This is a genomic window from Streptomyces sp. NPDC043896, from assembly GCF_056435605.1.
This window is the reverse complement of the sequence record NZ_JBWKEE010000014.1, coordinates 73,859-95,211: the sequence shown is the minus strand read 5'-3', so window position 1 is coordinate 95,211 and position 21,353 is coordinate 73,859. Positions and strand designations below refer to the sequence as shown.

Genomic DNA, 21,353 nt, shown 5'->3' with positions numbered 1-21,353 from the left:
GCGGACGGCAGCGCCCGGGGGGCGGTTTGGGGTGGCGGGCGGTGGGCAACAGCGCGGGCATGGCTGACCTCAGGGATCACCGCGGAAGCCCGGATCGGGGAACGGTCACCACGAAGGTGCCGGCGCGGCTGGACCGGCTGCCGTGGTCGCGCTGGCACTGGATGATCGTGGTCGGGCTGGGCACCGTGTGGATCCTGGACGGGCTCGAGGTGACCATCGTCGGGAACGTCGCCGGGCGCCTCTCCGAGGAGGGCAGCGGCCTGTCCGTCACCGATGCCCAGGTCACGGGTGTCGCCGCCGCGCTCTATGTGGCCGGGGCTTGTTCGGGGGCGCTGGTCTTCGGCCGGCTGACCGACCTCTTCGGCCGCAAGAGGCTCTTCCTGGTGACCCTGGGCCTCTACCTGGCCGCGACCGCGCTGACCGCCCTTTCCTTCTCCCCGTGGTGGTTCTTCCTCTTCCGCTTCCTCACCGGCTTCGGCATCGGAGGCGAGTACGCGGCCATCAACTCCGCGGTCGACGAGCTGATCCCGAGCAGGTACCGGGGGCGTGTCGATCTGATCATCAACGGCAGCTTCTGGCTGGGGGCGGTGGCCGGTGCGCTGCTGTCGGTGGTCGCGCTGGACGAGGACGTGTTCCCGGCGTGGCTGGGCTGGAGGCTGACGTTCGCGCTCGGTGTGGTCCTCGGCCTGGTGATCCTGCTCGTCCGCCGCCACGTGCCCGAGAGCCCGCGCTGGATGTTCCTCCACGGCCGGGAGCGCGAGGCGGAGGAGCTGGTCGGCGAGGTCGAGCGGCGGGTGGAGGCGGAGAAGGGGGAGCGGCTGCCCGAGCCCGAGGAGGCGATCACCGTGACCCAGCACCGGAGCGTCGGCTTCGGGGTGATCGCCCGGACCGTGTTCCGCCGTTATCCGCGGCGCGCCGTGCTCGGATTGTCGCTGTTCATCGGACAGGCGTTCCTCTACAACGCGATCACCTTCGGGTTCGGCACCATCCTGATCCGCTTCTTCGACGTGCCCAGGGGTGTCACCGGCTACTACTTCGCCGTCATCGCCTTCGGCAACTTCCTCGGGCCGCTGCTGCTGGGCCGGTTCTTCGACACGGTCGGCCGGCGTCCGATGATCGCGGGTACGTACGTGCTGTCGGGGCTGCTGCTGTTCGGCACGGCCTGGCTGTTCGGGGCGGGCAGGCTCACGGCGGTGACCATGACGGCGTGCTGGTGCGCGGTGCTGTTCTTCGCCTCGGCGGGGGCGAGTTCGGCGTACCTGACGGTGAGCGAGATCTTCCCGATGGAGACCCGGGCGATGGCGATCGCGTTCTTCTACGCCGTCGGTACGGCGGCCGGCGGCATCTCGGGGCCGCTGGTCTTCGCGGACCTCACCTCCAGCGGGGTGCGCGCCGACACGGTGCTGGCCTTCTGCGTCGGGGCCGCGCTGATGGTCGCGGCGGGGCTGGTGGCCGTGTTCTTCGCGGTGGCCGCCGAGGGGCGTTCGCTGGAGCGGATCGCCACCCCGCTCTCCGTGCGGGCCGACACCGCCTGAGCCTTCCGCGTGGAAGAGCCGGGACGCGGATCTTCTCCAGGACCGGCTGGGTGTATTGCCCCGCAGCGTTGTCTACGCGGCTGATGCCAGGGCTTGGGTTCGCTGCCCGAACCGATCGGGGGATCAGACCTGGGGTGGGCCGATGACGGACTGCCCGATCTGCTCTGCCAGCCAGGAGGCGTGCCGTTCCTCGGACCCGTCACGATTCCTGCGGCGCACGTGGACGAGCACGGTGTGGTCACCGGAGCGCTGGTCGAGGGCTTGGGTCCGGCAGTTGAACAGCAAAGAGACCCGGGCGTTGTTGGCTTCGCCGTTTATGTCACGGTCCGGCACATCAGGCCAGATCAAGCCGGACCACCAGATCTCGCCGATGTTCGAGCCCACCAAGGCAGCGAACTCCTCCTCGACGCTGCCCACGGGCCGGTATTCCATCGACGCCCAGAGCGGCAGGTGCGGGGAGAGGAAGTCCGAATCGTCGGACAGCTCGGGCGAGTGGACTCCACTGTGCAAACCCGTCGGGTCGGAAGGATCCCGCGCCCAGTCCTCGACGTCCTCCTTCCGGAACCAGGCATCCGGCAGTGCGTCGCGTATCCGCAGTACTTCCGGGACGGTGCACAGCTCGACGTTCACTGACACCTCCGCGTACTGCCGGTCACCCACTGCCACGAGCTGACGCGCCACGCGCAGAGCGAGCACCGGGTCGGTGGTGCGGAAGATCGGGTACGCGATGGGGCTGGACATGGGAGCACCCTGCCACAGCCGGCAGCGGACGAAGATCCATTTCCTGCAGCGCATCGCCGTCCGGAACCTGAGCAGCTGGTAGTCAGCCTGAAGGGCCATCAACGTCCCGTCGTCAGGCGGCGCACGCTTCTCGTTGGCTTCGGGGTCAGACCACCGGGGCAGGGGTGTGGGTTCCGGCACCGCCGTGGCTGAGGGTGCGTACCGCTTCCGCGAGCCTGCGTACTCCCTCGCTCAGCTGGTCGGGAGGGAGGGTGTAGGGCAGCCGGACGTTGCGTTCGAACGCGCCGCCGATTCCGAAGCGCGGGCCGGCCGCGATGACCACGGCGTGGTCGGGCGCGACGGCTGCCAGCCGGGAGCTGACGGGCTCGGGGAAGGCCGCCCACAGCGTCACACCGCCGGCGGTCCGGGGTGCGTGGACTTCCGGAAGGTGCTCGGCGAGCGCTCGGCGCAAAGCGTCCTGCTGGACGGCCAGTTGCGCGAGCGCGCCGGCCCGTCGGGTCTGCCCCCCGTTGAGGAGTACGGCCGCGGCGAGTTGCTCCACCACCGGCGTACCGAGGTCCGTCGCGGGCCGGACCTGCTCGACACGCTTCAGGAGGGAGGGGACCGCACGGATCCATCCGATGCGCAGGCCGCCCCAGATGCTCTTGGAGACGGACCCGACGCTGATCACCGCGGGGCCGGACACGGAGCCGTGCAACGCGAAGGGCTCCGGGCCCGGTTCGCCGTCCAGGGCGAGATCGGTCAGGGTCTCGTCGACGACGGTGGGGCAGGCCAGTCCGAGGCGGCGGCGCACCTCTGCCGGCATGCACAGGCCGGTCGGGTTGTGGAAGTCGGGGATCAGATAGGCGAGATGCGCGGCGCGGCCGGCTGCCCGGAACTGCTCGGCGTCCCAGCCGTACGGCACGACCGGCACGGGCACCAGGCGGGCACGCGCTTCGGTGAAGGCCCTGATGGCGTGCGGGTAGGTGGGGTGCTCGATCAGGACCTTGTCGCGGGGCGAGAGAAGGGCGCGGGAGAGCAGGGCGACCGCGTGCTGTGCCCCGTTGGTGATCAGGATGTGGTCAGGCGCGGTGGGCAGGCCGCGCCGCTCGTACCAGCGGGCGACGGCCTCACGCAGTTCCGCGGTCCCGTACCGGTCGTAGCCGTGCTTCTCCAGATGCCGGGGCAGCATTTCCAGCGCAGCCGCGAAGGCGGTGTGGAGGATGCCGACCGGCGCGGGCGGGGCGGCGATGGACAGGTCGATGACCGCCGGGTCGGCGCCGGCGCGGGTACCGGCGCTGTGCTCGGCCGGCATGCCGTCGGGCAGCCGGACGGTGGCCCGGGTGCGGGCCCGCGTGACGAGGTACCCGCCTTCGACCAGCGTGCTGTAGGCGGCTCCCACGGTGGTCCGGCTGATGCCGAGGGCGCCGGCCAGGTCGCGTTCGCTGGGCAGGGCCGAGCCCAGGGAGAGCCGGCCGTCCAGGACGAGCAGCCGCAGCCGGTCGGAGAGGCGCTGGTGCGCGGGGCCGGCCCCTTCCTGCCAAGTCCCCAGCATGCGGGCCGTCGTGTACGAACTGATCTTCACCCGGCCAGCCTAGCCAATCTGGCTATGGATTCCAGGACCAGATGCCACGGAGGGTGGGCGCATGACGACCCCGCCTCCCCTGCTTCCTCTTCTTCCTCCCGTTTCCCCCGCCCGCTCCCACACCCACGCCCGGCTGGACTTCGCGGCGCAGCTCCGGGCGGGCCGCAAGGCCCGTCGCGTCCCGCAGCTCCTGGTCGGCCTGGTCGGCTACGGGGCTTCCGTCATGCTGCTCGTCCACAGCGGACTCGGGGCGGCCAGCTGGAACGTCCTCACCGAGGGCGCCGCCCGGACGCTCGGCATCTCCTTCGGCTGGGCGACGAACCTGATCTCGCTCCTCGTCCTTCTCGCCTGGATCCCCATGAGGGAACTGCCCGGCCTCGGCACGCTCCTCAACGTCGCCATCGTCGGCTTCGCGGCAGACGCCACCGCCGGGATGCTTCCCTCCCCACACGGCCTCCCGGCCCAGGTCGCCTACCTCGCTCTCGGCCTCGTCGCCCTCGCCTTCTTCGACGCGCTCTACCTGGGCGCACAGTTCGGGTCGGGGCCCCGCGACGGCCTCATGACCGGCCTGGTGCGCCTGACGGGCCTGCCGATCGCCGCGGTGCGCACCGCCATCGAGGTCACCGTCGCGGCCGCGGGCTGGCTTCTGGGCGGCACGGTGGGCGTGGGAACCGTCCTGATCTCCCTGAGCCTCGGCCCCCTGATCGGTTACTTCCTTCCCCGCGTCACTGTCTTCCTCCCCGATGTCCACGGCTCCGCCGGGCGGAGCGCGGGCCGGGGCCGCCCGGGCGTCGGGGTGGTGGCCGGTCCGGGCGGCCGGGATGCGCGGTGAACGCCGGCGCTACCGGCGGCCGGGGCGGGTGCGGCGGGCGACGAAGGCGGTCAGGCCGGCCAGGGTCAGGCAGAGGGGCGAGTACAGGGCCACGTCCCAGTGCCGGTACGAGTCCGGGGCGTCGCCCAGGCCGAGGCCGGACTGGACCAGGCCCTGGGTCGCGCGGGCGGCGAGCACCCCGGCCAGTGTCCAGACGGCGCCGCGGGTCAGCTTGTCCGGTCCGACGGTCGGGGCCAGCCGGCCGGTGCTGAGGACCGCGTAGCCGGCCGCTCCCAGCGCCCCGGCCACCGCGAGGGTCAAGGGGACGGAGGGCAGCCGGTCCTCCGTCACTCCGACGACCGTCTCGGCGAACTCGGCGGCCGATGCGAGCGGCCAGGGCGTGAACACCCAGACCGCGTGCAGCGCTCCCGCCGCGATCAACCCGGTGGCCGCGGCAGCCGCGGCGGTGCGGGTCGCGCCGTCGGTCCCCCTTCCGCTCTCGGCCCTGCCGGACCGATCGGCCACCGTGGAGGTGTCGGACGTCTTGGCGTACATGGTGAGCTCCTTCCCCTGGAAGCTTTCCGTACAGCACTGTATGGATGTTCCATACAGTACCGTATGGACATGGCCAAGGGGAGAGTGACCAGCGAGGACTGGACGATGGCGGCACTCGCGGCGCTGGCTCGCGGCGGAGTCGCCGCGGTGGCCGTGGACGTACTCGCCAAACAGCTGGCCGTGACCAGGGGCAGCTTCTACTGGCACTTCAAGAACCGGGACGCCCTGCTGGTGGCCGCCCTGGAGGCGTGGGAGCGGCTGGCGACCGGCAACGTCATCGACGACGTCGACGCCGAACCGGACCCTCTGATCCGGGCCAGGAAGCTGTTCGCCGTGGCACTCGGGGACGAGGAGATCGCCGGGCTGGAGCCGGCGATCGTCGCGCAGGTCGATCATCCCGCCGTCGCCGAGGTCCTCGACCGGGTGACGCGGACGCGGCTCGACTACCTCACCCGCGTCTTCAGCGATCTCGGCATGCCCAGCCCGGACGCCCGGGACCGGGCCCTGGCCGCGTATGCCGCGTACCTCGGCTGGATCGAGCTCCGCCGGGCCGTCCCGCAGGCAGCCCCCGAGACGGTGACGGACAGCGAGGGATCCCAGAGGGCCCTCGACCATCTGATCGACCTGCTCGTCGCGGGGACGCCCCACCACCGCGCCCGGTCAGAGGCCTGAGAACGAGCCCGCAGCGCCCCGCCACACCGCAGCCGCACCCTGACGGGCCGGACCTGCCCTCGCCGTCGCGCCCGGCGCACGACGGCCGGGCGCACGACGGCCCGGGCGCACGACGGCCCGGGCGCACGATGGCCGGGCCCGTGACAGTCGGCCGCGACCTGCCGCGTCCTGCGGTCGTGGGCCGGGGAGGACCCCGCGTCCCGGCGGACCGTGGGATGATCCGAGCATGGTCTGGTCGCCTCCCGCACTGAACGCGCTGCGGGACCGGGCGGGAGAGGAGCTCCTGCGCCGGGTCGCGGGACCCTCGGCGCACCAGAAGCGTGCCCGCATCCACAACACTCCCGGACCGCGGTGGTTCGCACCCCGCAGTCCGGTCCGGCTGGTGCACGCCGACGCGTCGATGTACGTCGGCGGGCTCGCCGCGCTCCTGCTGCAGTCACTGCACCCGCTGGCCATGGCAGCGGTTTGGGCACACTCCGGGTTCAGAGGCGATCCCTGGGGCCGGCTCCAGCGCACCAGCACCTTCCTGGCCGTCACCACGTTCGGGACGGAACACGACGCCGCCCAGGCCGTACGCCGGGTACGCGGTGTGCACGCCCGGATCAGCGGTGTCACCCCGCAAGGCATCCCCTACCGCGCTTCCGATCCCCACCTGCTGGCCTGGGTCCACGTCGCCGAGACGGAATGCTTCCTGCGGGCCTACCAGCGTTACGGGCGCCAGCCCCTGGACGCAGCCGGACTGGACGCCTACGTGCGTGACATGGCGCAGGTCGCCCGCCGGCTGGGCGCCGAGGAACCGCCCGAGACCCGCCGGGACCTGTCCCTACGCCTCACCCGGTTCCGCGAGGAGCTCGGGGCCACCCCGGAGTCACGGGAGACGGCCAGGTACCTGCTGTCGCACCCCCCGGTGCCCGCGGCCGTGCGGATCCCGTACGCCTTCCTGGCGGCGGCTGCCGTGGATCTGCTGCCGTCCTGGGCCCGGGAGCAGCTGTCCCTGCCCGCCGTGCCGCGGATCCTGCTGCCGCTGGCCGTTCCCGGCGGCCGCGCGGTGATCGGCGGAATCCGGTGGGTCACGCCGCCGCTGCCCAGGTCCGCGGAACGGGGCTGACGGGACGTCGTGGCCGGGGAGTCGCTCCCCTCCCGTCGCTGCTGCGTGGTGGGCCGTTCAGGCGGGCCGGGTGCCGAGTCCATGGGCCCCGCGCTCCGGCACCGAACGAGTAGGAGAGCCGAGCGGTCTGAGTACGCGTACTCTGACGCGGCCGGCCGGACGGGACCACCATGATGAACACGCTCGGGCTGTCAGCCTGCCCCGGCACGATCACCAGGAGAACCCCTTTGCGTTCCGGAAAGCTGCGCACGATCGCCGGCATCACCTTCGGCAACTGGCTCTCGCGGGCCTACCTCTGCCTCGCAGTCCTCCTGCTGCTGATCGGCTCCGGGGACGACGCCAGCCTTGCCGCCGGGCTGCTCGCGCTGCTGCTCGCCGTTCCCACAGGGGTCGCTCTCATCGCGATGGTCAACGCCGCCGGGGACTGGGCACCTGAGTCGGACGCGATCATCTGGGTCATCCTGCTGTTCTCGTACGTCTTCCACGCCTTCCTGTTGGGCCTGGTCGCGCGGGCAGTCCGACGGGCGGCCCAGCGGGCGGTCCGGCGGGCCGGCCGACGGCGCGCCACGGCGCCGCAGCGGGGAGACCTCCTGGAAGGGACGTCCCAGAGGTCCGCCGATCGCCGATCCTCTCGCCAGGCCACCTGAACGCCTCAGGCCTCCACGTACTTGCGGTAGGCCGCGCCCAGTTCGACCACGTCCACCGAGGCGTGCACCACCGGGCGAGGGCCGTCCGTCGCGCCGGATATGTGGGTGCGCAGCAGGTCGACCACTGCTGCGCTCAGCTCGGCCTTGACCGCCTCGGTCCGGCCCGCGAGCAGACCCAGTCGCACGTGGACGAGGGCGTTCTCGGGCGCGCCGTCGGCGACGCAGACCTCTTCGATGCGCCTGAAGCGGGTCTTGCAGTCGGCGACGGAGCCCCCGGCCACCTTTGCGGTCAGCGCGTGCAGGGCAAGGGCGAAGGGGCGTCGCGCGAAGATGTCGGAGAGGTTCGCCGAATAGTCGATGGTGATGTGCGGCATCAGGCAGTCCTGTTCCCTTGGGGCCGATCGGCAGGATGTCCCGGCATTCTCCCCGACCGTCGGGCGCCCGGATCATCCGGATGGACTGGAGGACCGGTGCGAACGGGGCTGAGGCCGCCCAGTGCGCTGGACAGCCGGAGAGCGGACGCGTCGGGGCTGGCGCCCGTGCAGGATCCCGTGGACGTACGTCGTACACCCGCCCCCGTGACCAGTGGACGACGCGTCCCGGCGCGTCGGCCAGACGATCCAGGCCGCCCGACTCGGAGACCGTACGTCTACAGACCAGCACGGACGAGCAGGTCCTCCGCTTGCTCTCGCGTGAGTCTTGGTGGCGCAGACGCGCGTGGAGGGCACGTGTGGGTGTTTCTCTGGAAGGACAGAAACCACTCAGTCAAAGGGTCGTCAGTCGCAAGGGCGGCCACGAGGCTCTCGCGCAAAGTCGCGGGGGTGTCCGGGCGGGCGGCAATCGTGTTGCGGACGGAGTCGTCCACGTCTGAGGCCAGCACGTCCCGCAGCTCAGCGGGCAGGTTCGGATGGGCTGCCACGGCCCTGCGAACGGCGGAATCCGGGTCGCCCGCCAGCTCCGGGGTCGGGTCGGCATGGCGGACGGCGGTGGCGCGGGTCTCCGGATCGGCAAGGAGAACGGGCAACAGGTCCGCCGGCGGTGAGTACGCCGATACGGCAGACCTCCGGACCTCCGGTTCGGAGTCTGCCAGCAGAGCCCGGCGCACCGGCTCCGGTGCGTCCCTCCAGTACTGGACGACGTACGACCGCACACTCGGCTCGGCGTCTTCGGCCAGAACGGCCAGGAGTTCAGGGGACAGATGCTCGTTCATCGCGAGGAACGAGCGCACGAAGGCATCCTCGTCGTTCGCCAGGCGGGCCAGAAGCCCAGGCGGCTCGTCCGCGACGTTCGCCGCGACCGCGGCCCGGACTGACGGTTCCGGATGCTCCGCCAAGCGAGCCCTCACCGTCGCAGGCACGTGGCCGTTCGCAGCGAGAGTACGTATGGACCCGAGCCTGATGACCTCCTCTATCGTCTCCTCCGTCAGGTCCTTGCGCAGAAGAGCCGCCGAGCGGCGGGCTTGCGGGTGCTGGAGCAATCTCCACAGAAGGTCGGCGGGGAGATCCTCTTGGATGGCAAGAGCGCTCAGTTCGGCATCCAGGTTCATGAACCGCAGGCTAAGGGTTGTCCCGCAACTCGTCTTTGGCAGCGCGAGGGCGGCCGGCCGGGAGCGCGTCCCGGGTTCCCTTCGGGAGGCACTGACCTCCCCGCCGCAGGCATGGCAGGTCCGGTACTTCGCCGTCCTGGCCGAGGAACTGCACTTCGGGCGGGCCGCCGAGCGGCTGTACGTCGGTCAGCCGGCCGTCAGCCAGCAGATCCGCCGGCTGGAGCGGGAGTTCGGTCTGGAGCTGTTCGACCGCACGACGCGGAGGGTGGCTCTGACACCCGCCGGGCAGGCGCTCCTGCCGCACGCACGCGCCCTGCTGGACGCCGGACGGGCCTTGTCCGAGGCGGCGTCCGGGCTGCGCGCGCGGCGGGAGACCACGCTGAGGCTGGGTACCAGCACCGGTCTGGGCCCTCGGCTGCAGGAGCTGCTCTGCGGCCTGGCCGAGCGCGTGCCCGCGCTGCCGGTGGAGCCGGTCGGGCTGCCCCTGGCGACGCGTCTGCGGCAGGTGCGGGACGGGGAGCTGGACGCGGCCTTCGTGCGCGGTGCGCATCGCGTGCCCGGCCTGGAGCTGCTGCCGCTGTGGGAGGAGGAGCTGGTCGCCGCCCTGCCCGGGCGGCATCCGCTGGCCGCGGCGGCCGAGGTGGCCCCGGCGGACCTGGCCCGGCTGCCGCTGCGGATCGTCACGCGCGAGGAGAACTCGCCGCTGGTGGACGCCGTGACCGCGGTCTGCCGTGCGGCGGGCTTCGAGCCGGTCCTGGGCCCGCCGTTCACCAACGACCAGGACACCCTGGCCGCCATCGGGGCGGGCGGCAGCACCTGGACCGTCTACTACGCCGCCCAGGCCGGGATCCAGCCGGCTCCGAACGTCGCCTTCCGCCCTTTCACCGCCCCCGCACCGACCGTCCTGACCTCCCTGGCCGTCCGGCCCGATCCCCCGTCCCGTTCCCTGGTCGCGCTGCTGGACGCCTGCCGCGGCCTCGGGTAGGGCAGGGGTGTGAGGGCTCGGAGCGGTGCCGGCACGTCCACGGGTGCCGGGGCCCGCCCCTGAGTGAGCGGCAGGGGTCCGGGCGTCGCCTTCCGTCTCCCGCCACCCCGAACGCGACCTCATGGCCGGCCAATTGCATGTGGCTGATTCAGGTTAACCGCGGGTAAGGTGATCACCGCGTCGATGGCGGCCCTGACCAGGCCGCACCGGCGCGCGTCATCGGCGGCCGGGGGAACGGTGCCGCTTCGGGGGATGAGAAGAACTCGCTTCGCCGCGACACCGGCCGCCGACCAGCACCGGACCGTCCGGTGCTGTCGTCTGTGCCTGCCGGTCCGCGGACCGGCCCGCGTGCTGCCTCCTCTGGCTCGATCCGCTCCTCGGGTTGCCTTCATCCGCCGTGAAGGACAGCATTCGTGCGCTCAAGACCAGGCATGTTCTCCCGGAGATCGTTCAGATCCCGGCTCTTCACTCCCGCCGTCACATCCATCGGCACGATGGCCGTTCTGGCCGGTCTGGCCGTTCAGCCCGCCGTGCTCGACCGTGCCACCGCGCTGCGCGCCGCCGCGGCCGGCAGCTCAGAGGACTGGCTGACGGACACCGCCGCCGAGCAGTGGCGCCAGGACCAGTGCCTGATGGCCGACGTCCTGCGCCTGGGCGGGCCGGCCATGGCGCAGGTCGCCCAGGACGGCCTCAACCAGCCGCAGGACAAGCTCCACGCCCTGGCAGACCGCAAGCACTGGGAGCAGACCCCGCTCGCGGCCGCGTACCAGAAGGACAAGGACGCGGCGAGCAGCGCCATGACGGCGCTCAGCTCCCTGCGGGACACGTGGAAGAAGCCCCTGGAGGGGCTGACCACCCCGGGCGGCATCAACGAAGCCGACTTCCACTGGCCGCCCGGCTCGCCCGGTGACGGCAAGCAGGACTTCTACACCCAGACCGGGCTCGCCAAGTGGACCGCCGACCGGTTCTGGACCTCCGAGAGCGACTTCTACGAAGACCCCACGCCCCTGGCGCCCAAGGCCACCGTCACGGCGGTGAAGGGCCTGGGCGCGCCCCTGTACGGCAAGGACCCGGACCCCCAGCAGGTCACGGGCGACGCCTGGCTCCGGGCGATCGCGGAACGCGACGCGTACAAGCACCTCACTGACTGGTCCCTGGAGCCGACGGGCGCGGACAACGCCCGCCTGTTCCTGGCGTCCGGCGGGTTCGCCCGTACGGCCCCGAAGGCGGGGACGGCGGAGTACCGCATCGCGGTCGAGGACCTGAAGTCCCGTTTCGCCTCCTGTGCGTGGCGCGACCCGATCGACCCGGCGAAGGTGCTGGGCGGGATCACCGAGACGGCCGCCGCCGAGTGGCAGAAGGAGATCGCCTCCCAGCAGACGCAGCGGAACCAGATCCTGACCGCGAACAAGGACGCCACCCGGTCCCTGAGCGCGGGCGCCAAGGCCCTGGGTGAACTCCTCGGCCACTCGTGGGTGGCCGACCACGCCGCCCGCTTCCAGGACTACTGGTCGCCCGGCGGCGTCGGGGCGGTCGGCGAGAGCCCGACGACGATCCAGGTCGACGGCGCGAGCGGCAAGTGCCTCGACGTGGAGGGCGGCGGTACGGCCGACGGCACGCCGGTCCAGGTGTACACGTGCACGGGCTCCGGGGCGCAGTCGTGGCAGCTGTTCGCCGACGACCACGGGCTGCACCTGCGGAACTCCAAGTCCTTCAAGTGCCTGGAGGTGGCGTCGAACAAGAACGCCAACGGCACCCGGATCCAGATCGCGACCTGCGACAGCTCGCCGGCGCAGACCTGGGACTTCAACCTGCGCGCCACGACCGGCCTGAAGAGCGTCGGCACCGGCAAGTGCGTGGACCTTCCGAAGTACGACAACGGCACGAACACGCGGCTGTGGGACTGCAACGGGTCGGGCCCGCAGAAGTTCGACGTGAAGCCGTCCGGCAACACCGGTTCCGTGCCGCCCAAGGCGGAGTTCGACAAGGCGAAGAAGGCCGTCACCGACGCCCAGACGGGCGCGAAGAAGCAGCTCGACGTCCTCAAGGCGCAGGCCGCGGCGGCGAAGAAGGCCGCGGCCGCCAGCGACACCGCCGAGCAGGCCGCCTACGCGGCCGCGGACGCGGCCGGCGCGCCGCGGGGCCGTGGTCTGCTGGTCGGTCAGCAGAAGGCACAGGTCACCAAGGGTGCGGTGGCCGCGCTCGACGCGATGGTGAAGGCGGGTGAGACCGCCGAGGCCGCCACCCGTGCCTCCGGCGCGGACAGCGACACCATCGCCCAGCGCGCCCTGGCCCAGGCCGCCCAGGCGAAGGCCGAGTTCCGCCGGGAGGCCGCGCAGACGGCCGAGCTCCAGGCGAAGGCCGCCGCCGAGTCGGCGAAGTCGCACCGGGACAACGCCAAGAAGGAAGCGGAGACCGCGAAGGCGAAGCTCGGCGACGCGCTGAAGGCGGAGGCCGACGCCAAGACGGCTGCCGCAAACGCCCACGCCAAGCGGCTCGCCGCCGAGGCCGAAGAGGCCACGGCGAAGAAGGAGAAGGAGGCCGCGGCCGCCAAGCAGGCCGAGGCCGCCCAGCACAAGAAGAACGCGGAGGCGGAGGCGACGAAGGCGGCGAGCGCCCGGACGAAGGCCGAGGCCGCCGAGAAGACCGCGGTCGAGCGGAAGAACGGGGCCGTCAAGGCCCGCGACACCGCCAAGGCCAAGCGCGACGACGCCTGGCAGGCGGAGCAGAAGGCCGACGCCGCGCGCGCCAAGGCCGATGCCAAGGCCGCCTACGCCGCGGCCGTCGAGGCCGGCCCGGAGGCCACCGCCGCACGCGCGGCCGCCGACCAGGCCGACACGTACGCCACCCAGGCGGAGACGGCGGCCGGCAAGGCGCGAGGCGAGGCCGACGCGGCGACGAAGGCCGCCTCCGAGGCGGACGCGGCCGCGACCCGCGCCGAGGCGGCGGCCAAGCGCGCACGCTCGGACGCCGACGGCGCACAGGCCGCGAAGCTGAAGGCGGACGCCGCCGTGCGGACGGCGACGAGTGCCGCCGCCGACGCGATCGACGCCTCCGAGCGTGCCGCGTTCTCGGCGCGGGCGGCCGTCTCGCAGGCCAACGAGGCCGACAAGCAGGCCAAGACCGCCAAGACCGACGCGGACAAGGCCAAGACGGAGGCCGGCAAGGCCCGCGCCGCGGCCGCCAAGGCGGCGGGTCACGCGTACGTGACGGCCCAGGCGGCGGTGGACGCGGGCAAGGCGGCCGCGCAGGTCGCCAAGCCCGCGAACGACGCCGTCCAGCTCGGCTCGCCCTACGTCACCACCGACTCGGCGGCGAGCCTGGTCGTGCTGACCGGGCAGGCGTCGAAGACCATCGCGGAGCAGCAGAAGGCCGTCGCCGACGCCCACGCCAAGAACGCGCAGGAGGAGGCCGCCTCGGCCAAGGCCCTCGCCGACCAGGCGAAGGGCGACACGAAGGCCGCGTACGAGCACGCCGCGAACGCCGCCAAGTACGCCTCGGACGCCCGGACCTACGCCAAGGAGGCGCTCGGCTACTCGGCCGACGCCGCGAAGTCCGCGTCCCTGGCCTCGGCGTCGCTGGCCCGCAGTACCGAGTACGCCGGTCAGGCCGCGGCGGACGCCGTGGCAGCGGACCAGGCAGCCGGACGCTCCGAGGGCCACGCCAAGGCGGCCCGCGACTCCGCCGACCAGGCGGCCCTCGACGCCTCCGCCGCCCGCGCGGCGGCGACCCGTGCCGAACAGGAGGCGAAGGCCGCCCGGGAGGCCGCCGACCGCGCCGCGATCGCCGCGACCGAAGCCGAACAGGCCGCGAAGGACGCCGACAAGTACGCCAAGGAGGCCCAGGAAGCCGCGGACCGGGCCGAGAAGGCCGCCAAGGCGAGGCAGATCGACACCGGGACCGTCCCCGACGGAGTCGGCGGGTCCATCGGCAGGATGTTCTACCTGATCAACCGCACCGAGCAGATCGGTGAACCGCAGACCCTCAAGAAGACGGACGGCTGCGAAGGCTGGATCGACGCGCTCTTCTACAAGGGCGACTGCACGATGACCGTCAAGATCCGGTACAAGGCCTTCCTCGACCTGTACCTGTGCACCTCGGACACCGCGGACCCGAAGATGGGCACGTGTCCGCCGGGCGCGACGCTCTACCTGGGCGAGTACCCGACGGACGAACTGTCCCAGGAGATCACGCGCACCATCTCGATCGGCGAGTACCAGTCGGGCGTCGACCCGGTGGACATCCTCTTCGGTCACTGGATCAAGTGCGCCCAGATGTGGCCCGGTGGTGAGGGCGGAAGCTGGGGCGGGTGCGCCTGGGCGGCCCTGGACGTCGCCCTGCTGTTCTCGGGGAAGATCCTCAAGCCCATCGCCGACGGCATCGCCGCCGTGGACGCCGCCCTGCGCACCGGGATCGGCGTCGCCGACGCCCTGAAGGCGCTGCGGCAGCTGAGGCTCAACCCGGAGGCCCTGGCGGTCATCGAACAGGAGGTCAACCTGGCCCAGGCCATCTTCGGCTCCTGCAAGACGAACAGCTTCCCGGCCGCCACACCCGTGCTCATGGCCGACGGATCACACCGCCCGATCAGCTCCCTCCGAGTCGGCGACACGGTACTGGCCGGCGACCCCGCCACCGGAACCGTGCAGGCCGAGCCGGTCACCGACACCTTCCAGCACCCGGCCGACCGGATGGTCACCATCGGCCTCGCCGACGGCAGCAGCCTGGACACCACGCCCGGTCACAAGATCCACGCCGAGAAGCGCGGCTGGATCCCCGCCTCCGAACTGCGTACGGGAGACCTGCTGCGCCGTCCGGGCGGCGAACTGGTCGCGGTGGCGGACGTCCGCGGGGCGGCCGACGGGGCCGGCCGGCAGGTCTACGACCTCACGGTCGGCGGCCTGCACACCTTCTACGTCCGCACCGAGGGTCCTCGCGCGTCGGACGTGCTGGTCCACAACTGCCTCAACCTCGGCGACGAACTCCTGCCGAAGCTCTCGTCGTACAAGGACGAGATGCACACGCTCCGCGAGCACGTGAACCCGACTCCGACGGAAGCGTTCGGGCATGCCGCGCGGAAGGATGGGCCGAACTCGGTGTGGACCAGCCAGGACATCGCCCAGCAGGCCATCCAGCACGTCTTCGAGGAGTACTTCACCGTCATGAAGGAAGGCAAGAGGGTGGTGGACACCGATAAGCTCAAGAGTTTCAACCAGAAGCTCGCCAAGGCGAGGGACGGCCAGATGTTCGCGGAGATCAAGGGCAAGTGGACTGCCCATACGTCCCTGGGGAAGACGTACTACCCGGACGGCAGCACGGTGAGGAACACCGGTAACGGCGTGACGTTGAGACTGATGAAGGTGAAGGGTCACACCAACGGATACACCATCATGAGCGCATTCCCCACGGGGCTGGCATGACCGAGGGACGCCCCGCCTACTACGAGCTCGGCTACGGCGAGGACTTCGGTCTGACCGCCCTGGCCGAGCACATCGGACTCGCCGGCCCGGGCACCGGTCTTGCCGCCGCCGTCGTGTGCGCGGAGGGGATCGCCGACCGGTCGGAGGGCGAGGAGGCCGTGGAACTGGGTGAGGACGCCCGCCGCCTGCTGGCCTCGGGTCTGCCGGAACACGTCCTGTCCACGGTGTGGCTGGCCGCCTCCGGTCAGCCCTTCGACCCGGCCGGCCACGGCATGACCTGCCGCGCCTGGCTGGAGCGGGTCTCGGAGATCTCCACGGCACGGCTCCGCCAGGACGGGCGCTCCTACGCTCCGCCGCCGGTCCGGCCGGTGCGGGACGCGGAGCTGTGCCGGCTGGTGGTGGCGGAGCTCGGGGCCGCGGCCCCGGCCCTGGGGCCGGACCTCGTCGACGCGCTGGAACAGGTGGTGGCCGGTGCCGACGGTGACCTCGGCACACGGCTGTTCCTCCGCGCGCTCAAGGCGCGTTCCGTGCCCGTGCCGTACGAGCGGTACCGTCGCCTGCTGGCGCTGGGCTGGCGGTTCGGCTTCCCGCCGGCCGTCGTCCACGACGGCCTGGCCGTCGTCTGGCCTCCGGTCAGCACCACCCGGCAGGGCATGGACGGGGACTTCGGGCTCTCCCGGCTCTCCTGGCTGTTCGCCGCGGGGTGGCACCACCGCACTCCCCGGGCGGCCGTCGCGCACGCCCTGACGGACGACGGGTACGAACGCCCTCCCGGTTCGGAGGCGGCCGTCCTGTGGGAGGACACCCGGCGGCTGCTCGGCTCCGGTCTGTCCGACGCCACGATCACCTTGCTGTGGCTGGCGGCGACGGAGCGGGGCCACAACATCGACCAGTTCGGTGTCGGCGGCCGGGAGTGGCTGGAGCAGGTCGTCGAGGTGTGCGAGCGGCACCTGGCCGAGGTGGCACCCGCCTACGTCCCCGGGCTCCCCGCCGTGCGCACGGACGGCGGGGAGGCGGTCCTGCGGGAGCTCAGGGACCTCGCCCCCCTCGCCGCGGGCACGGTGATCAGCCCCGGCTTCCATCCCCTGGAGGGCGCCGACGTGATGGAAGCGCTGGAACAGGTCGTCACCCGGGTCGACCCCGACCTCGGGTTCCGGCTGTTCCTGCGGGTGGTGGGGAATCTGCAACTGCCGCTCACCGAGGAGCAGTACGCCCGCTACGAGGGCCTCGCCGACCGTTTCCGGTACGGCGAGGACCACCTCCTCTTCTCGGTCCGGCACCTGGTGCGGCACACCTGACCGACCTGCCCGAACCGGTACGCACGACCAGGGCGCCCCTCCCCCGGAGGGGCGCTCTGCGTGGTCGGGGCCATATTCGGTGGCGCCGTCGCGCGTGCCCGGGAGAATGCGGGCATGCGCATCAGAGCCGTACGCCCGGACGAGCTGCCGCTCCTCCAGGACGTCGAGAGGGCCGCCGGGCAGTGTTTCCGGGACATCGGCATGCCGGAGATCGCCGACGACGAACCGCTCCCCCTCGGTGAGCTCGCCCGCTACCACCGCGCCGGGCTGGCCTGGGTCGCGGCCGACGCCGCCGACCTGCCGGCGGCCTACCTGATCGCCGACCGGGTCGACGGCAACCTGCACGTCGAGCAGGTGTCGGTGCACCCGCACAGCTCGCGCCGGGGAGTGGGCCGGCTGCTGCTGGAGCATCTGGCGGAGCGTGCCGCGAGCGAGGGGGTGCCCGCCCTGACGCTCACCACGTTCACCGGGGTGCCGTGGAACGCCCCCTACTACGCGCGCTGCGGCTTCCGCCTGATGGACGACGAGGGCCTCACTCCGGGTCTGCGGCGGATCCGCGAGCGCGAAGCGGCGCACGGCCTGGACCGGTGGCCGAGGGCCTGCATGCGCCGGGACCTGTGACGTCCCGGCGCCCGTGGGAGCGTCCCCCGGACGGGCCGCCCGGCGGGCAGGCGCCCGCGGCCGGCCGGAGGATGGGGGCCGGGGTACGCGACGGGAGCCGAGCAGGATGCCGAACACCACTGGTCGTGCGTACGGGGCGCGCGGCGCCCTGGCGGGCGTACTGCTCCTCGCCGGGATCGCCGCCGCCGGATGCGGGGGCGAGGACCTCGGCACCGCGCGGGGCCCCGGAGCCGCGGCGAAGACCGGCAGGGTCACCGTCGTCTACGAGGACCGGACGGTCGCACCGCAGGACCGGAAGGCCGTCGCGCTGGTACGGGACTCCCGGGTGCTGGAGCGGCTGGCCGACTGGGTGAACGGGGCGCTCGCCCTCCCGCACGACCTGGTCGTGAAGGTCACCGCCGCCGTGCCGCCCGGCGTCACCGACGCCGTCACCCAGCCGGACGGCGGGACGATCTTCATCCCGCCCTCGTTCCTGACCGAGCTCCAGGAGACCTCCGCCGGGATCGTGAAGACGGTCGAACGGCCCTCCCCGTTCCCGGCGTCCGCGTACAACACGGGCGACCTGACCGTGCTGACGACCGAGTTCATCTTCGGCCACGAGATGGGCCACGCCCTGCAGCGGCAGTTCCCGCTGGCCAACCTCGGCCTCGAAGAGGACGCGGCCGACGGGTTCGCGTCCTTCTACACCGTCAACGAGGTCGGCCCGGGGCCGTCGCTGGCGGCCGCGATGCTCTTCGACGAGATCGCCCGCAAGGAGGGCCGGCTGACCCTGGAGAACCTGGCGAGCGACCACCCCGTCACCCAGCAGCGGGTCTTCAACTTCCTCTGCTACCTGGAGGGCAGCGACCCGGGGAAGTACCACCGGCCCCTGGTGGACGACGGCTACCTCCCGAAGACCCGCGCCCCGCTGTGCCCGCAGGCGTGGGCGATGCTGGACTACGGCTGGTGGACCCAGCTCCGGCCGCACTTCGCCGGGGCGTACAAGGCGCGGGGGGACGAGGAGCAGCGGAGGGCGCACGCGCGGCTGATCGCGGAGACGAAGGCCTTCGAGAAGCAGCTCGACGAGCTCCGCACCAGCCAGTGACCAGTGCCTCCACCCGGCCCGGGTGGATCTCCCGGACCACAGACGTGGGGATCCCGGGCCTGCGGTAGTGGACTTTCGGCAGTGCCGCGGGGGCGCGGAGTTCCGTAGGGTCGCGTTCGTGAAAACCGTGATCATCAAGGCCCAGGTGCGGGCACCGGTACTGTCCGCAGGCCTCTTCATCGGGGCGGTGGCGGGCGTTGGCACAGGTGTCGCCACCCTGTGGTGGGGCATACCGGCGGCGGTCTGCGCCTTCCTCGCGGGCCGGCAGCCCGGGCGGAACCGGAGCACGGGGGCCGCCTTGGCCGGAGTGCTCGCGGCCGCTGTCGTGGCCGTGCTCCTGGTGCCGGCGTGGCTGGGCTGGGCGAGCCGGTTCGTGGGGCTGTTGCTCGTGGCGGCGATGCTGCCGTGGTTCGCGGGCCGGTTCCTGCGCCAGTACCGCGAACTGGTGCGCGCCGGGTGGGAGCGGGCCGCGCGGCTGGAGCGGGAACAGCATCTGGTCGCCGAACAGGCCCGGTTGCGCGAGCGGACCCGGATCGCGCAGGACATGCACGACCTCCTCGGCCACGACCTCAGCCTCATCGCCCTGTCCGCGGGGGCACTGAAGCTGGCGCCCGGCCTGTCCGAGGACCACCGGGCGACCGCACGGGACATCCGCGCCAGGGCGGGAGCCGCCGTGGACCGGCTCGGCGAGGTGATCGGCGTCCTGCGCGAGCCGTCGGATCCGGCTGCCGGGTCCGAGCCCGGCGCCGGGCTCACCGAACTCGAACGCCTGGTGGACCGGGCGGCCGCGGCGGGGCTTGACGTCCGGCTGCGTGTGGAAGGCGAAGCGGCGGCCGGTGACGCCCTGCCGGTCGTCGAGCGGGCCGTGCAGCGCGTCGTCCAGGAGGCGCTGACGAACGTTGCCAAGCACGCGCCCGGGCACCGGGCGACCGTCGTCGTCCGGTACGTGGATGGACGGACCGAGGTCAGTGTGACGAACGAGCCGGTGTCCGCCGCGTCTGCGGCCCACCATGACCACGCCGCCCGTCCCGCACCCGGGTCGCGGGCCGCCGCAGCCGGCGAGGGCCACCGCTTCGGGCTCATCGGCCTGGATGAACGCGTCCGACTGGCCGGCGGCACGTTCACATCGGGCCCCGAGGGCGGCGGGTTCGCCGTCCGGGCCAGGCTCCCGCACCGTCCCGGGGCCGTGCCCCCGCCGCGCCGCGCCGAGTCCGGTGATGCAGGTGACGTACTGCCTCCCGAGCACCGCAGTGCCCGTCGGCGGCTGGGCCGTACCGCCGCCGCGGCCGTCCTGGTGCCGCTGTGCACCTCCGCGTTGCTCATCGGCGGGGTGCGGGTGTGGGACACCGTGACGGCACGGCAGTCGGTACTCGCCCCCGAGGACTACGCCCTGCTGCACATCGGCCAGCCCCGCGCGGAGGTGGCGCCGTACCTGCCCGAGCGCCAGACGACCCGCCGCCCGGCGGCGCCCACGCCCCCACCCCACGATGCGGCCTGCGAGTTCTACGTACGGACCGGCGACCCCTTCGACGACCACTCGGGGGACGTCTACCGTCTCTGCTTCCGGGCCGGCCGCCTGGTCTCCACCGACGAGTACACCGGGAAGGACGTCCGATGATCCGGATCCTGATCGCCGACGACGAACCCATGATCCGCGCAGGTGTCCGCGCGGTCCTCGCCACCGATCCCGGCATCAGCGTCGTCGCCGAGGCGGCCGACGGCCACCGGGCGGTGGAGCTGGTCCAGCGCCACCGCCCGCAGGTGGCCGTCCTCGACATCCGGATGCCGGGGACCGGCGGTATGGAAGCCGCCGCCGAAATACGGAGGACCGTCCCCGAGACGGGGATCGTGATGCTGACGACGTTCGGCGAGGACGAGTACATCCTGCGCGCCCTGAGTGAGGGGGCCGCCGGCTTCCTGATCAAGTCCGGTGAGCCGGAAGAGCTGATCGCCGGTGTCCGGGCGGTCGCCGACGGCGCCGCCTATCTGTCACCGAAGGTCGCGGCCAGGGTCGTCGCGCACCTCGCCGCCGGCGGTGCGGGCGCCCAGGCCGGCCGTCGCGCCGCGGCCCGCGCGCGCGTCGAGGCGCTCACGGCCCGGGAGCGGGACGTGCTCGGGTTCCTCGGCAGCGGGTTCTCCAACGGGCAGATCGCGCGCCGTCTGCGGCTGGCGGAGGGGACGGTGAAGGCCCACGTCAGCTCGATCCTCGCGCGTCTCGGGGTCGACAACCGGGCTGCGGCGGCCGTGGTCGCGCACGAGGCCGGCGTGGTCCCGGTGCCGTCCGGCCGGCCGGGGTACGAGGAAGGCTGACACCGGCCGTACGGCGACGGCGATCGGCAGTACGAGGAGCCACACGGTCACCACGGCCGTCGCGCCGAGCGCCGCGCCGGCCAGGACGTCGTGCGGGTAGTGCACCCCGACCAGCACCCGCAACAGGGCGGCCGCCCCGGCCACCGGCAGCACCAGGACCGCGAGCCGGGGGCGTATCAGGGTCGCGCCGACTGCCAACGCGACCGCCAGGGTGGCGTGGTTGCTGGTGAACGACCAGTCGCCCGGCTCGGGGCACGCCGCGAGGGCCGAGACCCCTGGCAGGGCCCGGCACGGCCGTTCCTCGTCGACGAGGAGTTTGATCGCCTCGCTGAGCCCGTAGGCGACGACGGTCCCGGCGGCGGCCACGGCCACCCCGGCCAGGCCGGGCGCGTCACGGCGGCGAAGGGCGCTCCATCCGACCCAGGCCATCAGCAGGCCCAGGAACAGCAAAGTGCTCTC

Annotated in this window: 17 protein-coding genes and 1 pseudogene; 12 read left to right on the top strand and 6 right to left on the bottom strand. The window is 72.6% G+C overall.

The genetic code is table 11. The annotated features are described in order from the left end of the window. Window positions 1-59: 59 nt before the first annotated feature. Window positions 60-1,535, top strand: coding sequence for an MFS transporter (locus AC069X_RS21375; protein WP_478730294.1), 1,476 nt, complete (start codon window positions 60-62; stop codon window positions 1,533-1,535). 123 nt (window positions 1,536-1,658) lie between these two features. Here AC069X_RS21375 and AC069X_RS21370 read toward each other — a convergent pair whose 3' ends face one another. Further along, window positions 1,659-2,276 (bottom strand): hypothetical protein, encoded by a 618-nt coding sequence (locus AC069X_RS21370; RefSeq protein WP_478730292.1) that lies wholly within the window; start codon window positions 2,274-2,276, stop codon window positions 1,659-1,661. Window positions 2,277-2,421: 145 nt separating this feature from the next. Continuing rightward, the gene (gene yczR, locus AC069X_RS21365) at window positions 2,422-3,840 is read right to left on the bottom strand and encodes a MocR-like transcription factor YczR (protein ID WP_478730290.1); all 1,419 of its coding nucleotides are present in this window, start codon (window positions 3,838-3,840) and stop codon (window positions 2,422-2,424) included. A gap of 61 nt (window positions 3,841-3,901) precedes the next feature. On the opposite strand from yczR, the gene yczE reads away from it, so the two are divergent. Next, window positions 3,902-4,672 carry a membrane protein YczE gene (gene yczE / locus AC069X_RS21360; RefSeq protein WP_478730288.1) on the top strand — a complete coding sequence of 257 codons (771 nt, stop codon included), beginning with the start codon at window positions 3,902-3,904 and terminating at the stop codon, window positions 4,670-4,672. Window positions 4,673-4,681: 9 nt separating this feature from the next. Here yczE and AC069X_RS21355 read toward each other — a convergent pair whose 3' ends face one another. Next, window positions 4,682-5,206: a DUF3995 domain-containing protein gene (locus AC069X_RS21355; protein WP_478730286.1), complete on the bottom strand. Its 525-nt coding sequence runs from the start codon at window positions 5,204-5,206 to the stop codon at window positions 4,682-4,684. A 69-nt stretch (window positions 5,207-5,275) separates the two neighbouring features. Between AC069X_RS21355 and AC069X_RS21350 the strand changes: the two genes are divergently transcribed. The 3 genes from AC069X_RS21350 to AC069X_RS21340 all read left to right on the top strand — a co-directional run bounded on the left by AC069X_RS21350 (window position 5,276) and on the right by AC069X_RS21340 (window position 7,633). Beyond that, window positions 5,276-5,878, top strand: coding sequence for a TetR/AcrR family transcriptional regulator (locus AC069X_RS21350; RefSeq protein ID WP_478730284.1), 603 nt, complete (start codon window positions 5,276-5,278; stop codon window positions 5,876-5,878). 226 nt (window positions 5,879-6,104) lie between these two features. After that, window positions 6,105-6,986, top strand: a complete 882-nt coding sequence (locus tag AC069X_RS21345) for an oxygenase MpaB family protein (RefSeq protein WP_478730282.1) — start codon at window positions 6,105-6,107, stop codon at window positions 6,984-6,986. 227 nt (window positions 6,987-7,213) lie between these two features. Further along, entirely contained in the window at window positions 7,214-7,633 is a 420-nt protein-coding gene (locus AC069X_RS21340) for an SCO4225 family membrane protein (protein ID WP_478730280.1), read from the top strand. A 5-nt stretch (window positions 7,634-7,638) separates the two neighbouring features. Here AC069X_RS21340 and AC069X_RS21335 read toward each other — a convergent pair whose 3' ends face one another. Together AC069X_RS21335 and AC069X_RS21330 are read right to left on the bottom strand one after the other, a co-directional pair. Then, window positions 7,639-8,007 (bottom strand): 5-carboxymethyl-2-hydroxymuconate Delta-isomerase, encoded by a 369-nt coding sequence (locus tag AC069X_RS21335; protein ID WP_478730278.1) that lies wholly within the window; start codon window positions 8,005-8,007, stop codon window positions 7,639-7,641. 275 nt (window positions 8,008-8,282) lie between these two features. Then, entirely contained in the window at window positions 8,283-9,179 is an 897-nt protein-coding gene (locus AC069X_RS21330; protein ID WP_478730276.1) for a hypothetical protein, read from the bottom strand. Here AC069X_RS21330 and AC069X_RS21325 point away from each other — a divergent pair. The 7 genes from AC069X_RS21325 (at window position 9,178) to AC069X_RS21295 (ending at window position 20,894) form a co-directional block, all read left to right on the top strand. Continuing rightward, window positions 9,178-10,164: a LysR family transcriptional regulator gene (locus tag AC069X_RS21325; RefSeq protein ID WP_478730274.1), complete on the top strand. Its 987-nt coding sequence runs from the start codon at window positions 9,178-9,180 to the stop codon at window positions 10,162-10,164. The genes AC069X_RS21330 and AC069X_RS21325 overlap by 2 nt on opposite strands. Before the next feature lie 494 nt (window positions 10,165-10,658). Next, complete coding sequence (locus AC069X_RS21320) at window positions 10,659-15,581, top strand: ricin-type beta-trefoil lectin domain protein (RefSeq protein ID WP_478730272.1); 4,923 nt, start codon at window positions 10,659-10,661, stop codon at window positions 15,579-15,581. Then, window positions 15,578-16,879, top strand: a complete 1,302-nt coding sequence (locus tag AC069X_RS21315; RefSeq protein ID WP_478730270.1) for a hypothetical protein — start codon at window positions 15,578-15,580, stop codon at window positions 16,877-16,879. Before AC069X_RS21320 ends, AC069X_RS21315 begins: the two co-directional genes overlap by 4 nt. A gap of 114 nt (window positions 16,880-16,993) precedes the next feature. Next, window positions 16,994-17,500 (top strand): GNAT family N-acetyltransferase, encoded by a 507-nt coding sequence (locus tag AC069X_RS21310; RefSeq protein WP_478730268.1) that lies wholly within the window; start codon window positions 16,994-16,996, stop codon window positions 17,498-17,500. 106 nt (window positions 17,501-17,606) lie between these two features. Next, entirely contained in the window at window positions 17,607-18,584 is a 978-nt protein-coding gene (locus tag AC069X_RS21305) for a DUF4344 domain-containing metallopeptidase (protein WP_478730266.1), read from the top strand. Window positions 18,585-18,702: 118 nt separating this feature from the next. Beyond that, window positions 18,703-20,202: a sensor histidine kinase gene (locus AC069X_RS21300; protein WP_478730264.1), complete on the top strand. Its 1,500-nt coding sequence runs from the start codon at window positions 18,703-18,705 to the stop codon at window positions 20,200-20,202. Beyond that, the gene (locus AC069X_RS21295; protein WP_478730262.1) at window positions 20,199-20,894 is read left to right on the top strand and encodes a response regulator; all 696 of its coding nucleotides are present in this window, start codon (window positions 20,199-20,201) and stop codon (window positions 20,892-20,894) included. The genes AC069X_RS21300 and AC069X_RS21295 overlap by 4 nt, the downstream gene beginning before the upstream one ends. Window positions 20,895-20,936: 42 nt before the next feature. Here AC069X_RS21295 and AC069X_RS21290 read toward each other — a convergent pair. Next, a pseudogene (locus AC069X_RS21290) lies at window positions 20,937-21,323 on the bottom strand (phosphatase PAP2 family protein); the annotation flags it as partial. Window positions 21,324-21,353 lie beyond the last annotated feature (30 nt).